This is a genomic window from Fulvivirga kasyanovii, from assembly GCF_009711405.1.
Lineage (GTDB): Bacteria > Bacteroidota > Bacteroidia > Cytophagales > Cyclobacteriaceae > Fulvivirga > Fulvivirga kasyanovii.
In genome coordinates this window covers 21,079-24,816 of record NZ_SMLW01000595.1, presented here as the reverse complement: position 1 = coordinate 24,816, position 3,738 = coordinate 21,079, and the positions used below count along the sequence as shown (strand labels likewise).

3 protein-coding genes are annotated in these 3,738 nt (G+C 44.4%); all 3 read right to left on the bottom strand.

The annotated features are described in order from the left end of the window. Positions 1 to 162: 162 nt before the first annotated feature. Positions 163 to 1,446 (bottom strand): argininosuccinate lyase, encoded by a 1,284-nt coding sequence (argH, locus tag E1163_RS17445; RefSeq protein WP_155173739.1) that lies wholly within the window; start codon positions 1,444 to 1,446, stop codon positions 163 to 165. Positions 1,447 to 1,677: 231 nt separating this feature from the next. Beyond that, positions 1,678 to 2,736 carry a M20 family metallo-hydrolase gene (locus E1163_RS17440; protein ID WP_155173738.1) on the bottom strand — a complete coding sequence of 353 codons (1,059 nt, stop codon included), beginning with the start codon at positions 2,734 to 2,736 and terminating at the stop codon, positions 1,678 to 1,680. 4 nt (positions 2,737 to 2,740) lie between these two features. Further along, the gene (gene argB / locus E1163_RS17435; RefSeq protein WP_155173737.1) at positions 2,741 to 3,514 is read right to left on the bottom strand and encodes an acetylglutamate kinase; all 774 of its coding nucleotides are present in this window, start codon (positions 3,512 to 3,514) and stop codon (positions 2,741 to 2,743) included. Positions 3,515 to 3,738: the final 224 nt, after the last annotated feature.

Sequence of the window (3,738 nt, the reverse complement as noted above, 5' to 3'; positions counted from 1 at the left end):
TAAAAATAAAATAGACTTAATTGGATTAACTATTAAGAAGTACAACCGAAGGTTCAAGCATTGCCCCGATTCGGGAGATCCTGAATATTTTCTCTGAAGCCTGGTAGTACCTTTTGAGTGCACGAGGTAGAAAATTTCAGGATGACGGGACAAAAAACAGCTCTACCCCAAAGCCTCCCTCATCTTCCCTTTAATCTCCTCATTACACAAATTACCAATACTGCCCTCATGGGTATGCTTCACCTCTTTATCAGGTGCATAAGCTCCGGACTGAACGGCCTGTCCCACCTTTTGGTAAGCCTCACGGAAAGGTAGTCCCGCAATGACTTCTTTATTGACGGACTCTACTGTATACAGGTAGTCATACTTAGGATCATCGATAGCTTTTTTGTTGATAATTATGTGTTGAAGCATATATTCAGAGATCTCCAGGCAGGATTTGAGGGTGAAAAGCGCTGAAAAAAGGCTTTCTTTCAAGATCTGAAAATCACGGTGATAGCCGCTGGGGAGGTTGTTGGTGATCATGATGAGTTCAGTAGGTAGGGCTTGTATTTTGTTACATTTGGCCCGTACCAGTTCAAACACATCCGGGTTCTTCTTGTGAGGCATAATGCTGGAGCCAGTGGTCAGGTGATCAGGGAAAGTGATGAAACCAAAGTTTTGGCTCATATAGAGGCAGACATCCATGGCCAGTTTGGATAGCGTACCGGCAGCGCTTGACAGCCCGAAACTCATGGATTTTTCCAGTTTTCCGCGGCTCATCTGGGCGGCTACGGAGTTGTATTTTAAGGTGGAAAATCCCATTTTCTCTGTCGTGGAGGTGCGGTTAATAGGGAAGGAACTCCCATAACCTGCTGCCGAGCCAAGTGGGTTCTGGTCTGCAATTTTGAATGCGGCATTGAGCAGGTGGATATCATCGATCAAGGACTCGGCATAGGCACCAAACCACAAGCCAAAAGACGAAGGCATGGCTACCTGAAAGTGTGTGTATCCGGGAAGGAGTACATCTTTATGTTGTTCGCTTAGTGCAATCAGCCGATCAAAAAGCTTGCTGATCAGTCCTTTAATCTCCTGGATCTCATCTCTGGCAAACAGGTGCAGGTCAACCAAAACCTGGTCATTTCTGGAGCGTGCAGTATGGATCTTTTTACCTGCTTCACCCAGTTTTTCGGTAAGCAGGTGCTCTATTTTAGAGTGGACATCCTCAAAGTGAGCCTCTATTTCAAAAGAACCCTCTACGATCTGGTTTAATATCAGGCTGATCTCCTTTTCTATGCCTTCCAGCTCCTCCGCTGATATTAACCCGATTTCTTTCAGCATTTGTGCATGGGCGAGCGAACCCAACGCATCATATTTTGCCAGGTGAAGGTCAAGTTCTCGGTCGTTGCCGACAGTAAAAGTTTCAATCTTTTTTTCTATGGTGTATCCTTTGTCCCAGAGTTTCATTTTGTATTCGTTGATCTGTTTTTGATATTATTTTCTAGACGCCTAACACCCCTGTAGTCCCCTCAAAGAGACAGTTGGAGCGGAGCCATCGATTTTAATACTGCTTTTTAAATAGTTGCACACTCTTAAATCCTTCAACCGCACTAAAGTCCTCCCTTGAGGGAGAGCCTGTCCCGATTAGTATCGGGATGCCCGCAGGGGGGAGGGTGTTCTACGTTACGGATATACACCTCATTTTCTAACTAATCTTCCTAACAACTTCCTATATCCCCTAACCCCCTCTTCAATTTCCTTAATATAAATAAATTCATCGGCAGTATGCGAGCGGGCAGAGTCACCAGGGCCCATTTTTATACTAGGGAACGGGATCAGTGCCTGATCTGATAATGTTGGTGATCCATAAGTTTCGATACCCATCTCCTTCGCAAGCGTTACAACCGGATGATTTTTATCAATACCAGAAGGTTTCAAACGCGTTGACCGTGCCTTTACGTCGCAACTGGTATGTGCCTCTATAATTTCTAAAATGTCTTCATGACTATAAGCATCTGTTACCCGAATATCAACTACAAAACTGCAAGTGTCCGGTACCACATTATGTTGTGATCCGGCCTGGACTTGAGTGACATTCATATGGATTGGTCCCAATGTCTCCGAGACTTTGGGGAATTGGAAATTTTCAAACCAGCTAATATCCTTTATGGCTTTGTATATGGCGTTTTCTCCTTCGTTTCTGGCAGCATGGCCTGCTTTTCCCTTGGCCGTACAGTCCAGTACCAGAAGTCCCTTTTCAGAAACGGCCATTTGCATGAGTGTAGGCTCACCTACGATGGCCAGTTCCACCTGCCCCAGATCATGTAAAATGCTTTCTATTCCACCCTTGCCGGATATTTCCTCTTCGGCCGTAGCCGCCAGAATCAGGTTATGCGTTAAATTTTCATTTTCATAAAACGTCAGAAACGTGGCGATCAGGCTTACCAAAGGCCCGCCCGCGTCATTACTGCCCAATCCAAATAGTTTTCCATCAACTACTTCCGCGGCAAATGGGTCTCTGGTATATCCTGCATTTGGCTTCACCGTATCATGATGAGAGTTTAAGAGAATAGTTGGTTTCCTCGGGTCATAAAACTTGTTTCTTGCCCAAACATTATTGCCAGACCTTACTACAGCTACACCATATTGCTCAAGAAAAGTAGCAATAGCATCAGCTGTGGCTTCCTCTTCTCTTGATAATGAAGGGATGGTAATTAATTTTTTAAGTAGTGATATGGCTTCTTGCGTGTAGTTCATGGATTTATAACAGAATAGTGCCTGCTGATTTATTCAGATCAAGAGCATGCTTAATACCCACATCAATACCATGCCGTCGGGCTGCAAAAGCATTTTCAAGTTTGGGGATCATGCCTGTATGGATAATGCCATCGTCTTTGAGCTGTTGGTAGTGCAAATAGCCTAGCTCACGAATCAGGGTTTTGTCATCCTCTGCATCCAGCAGTACCCCGGGTTTTTCAAAGCAGTAGATAAGTTTCACATCGTACTTTTTAGAAAGAGCAGTGGCTATTCCGGCCGCCAGCGTGTCGGCATTGGTATTCAGTAAAGAACCATTTTTGTCATGCGTCAAGGCACAAAATACAGGCGTAAGGCCTCCCTCAATGAAAAATGATAACCTCTCAATATTGATGCTATCAGTTTCAAAATCTCCTACATATCCATAGTCAATTTCTTTGTTTGCCCTTTTTTGCGCAGGGATCACGTTGGCATCGGCCCCGGTCAGGCCAAGTGCATCACATCCGAATGCCTGTAGCAAGGCAACTATATTTTTATTGACCAAACCACCATAAGCCATGGTGACCACCTTGAGTGTTTCAGCATCAGTAATACGTCTTCCTTCAATCATTTTTGGTTGTATACCCAATTTTAGCGAAAGCTCAGAGGCTATTTTCCCACCCCCATGGATCAGTATTTTCGGAGAGTTCAGCTCGCTAAATTCCTGAAGCACATGCTTTAAAGTTTCAGCGTCATCAATAACGTTACCTCCGATTTTTATTACTGTTAGTTTGGTTTTCATATTTGATGTTTTCTGGTTGGCAAACACCCCTGTAGTCCCCTCAAGGGGACAGTTAGGGCGGTGCCATCGATTTTAATACTGCCTTTTAATAGTTGTGTACTTTAAAATCCTTCAACGCACTAACTCCTCCCTTGAGGGAGAGCCTGTCCCGATCAGTGTCGGAATGGCCGTAGACCGCAGGGTGTCCTGCTCTATTGCTGTTATTTCAAATTACACTTTTATTA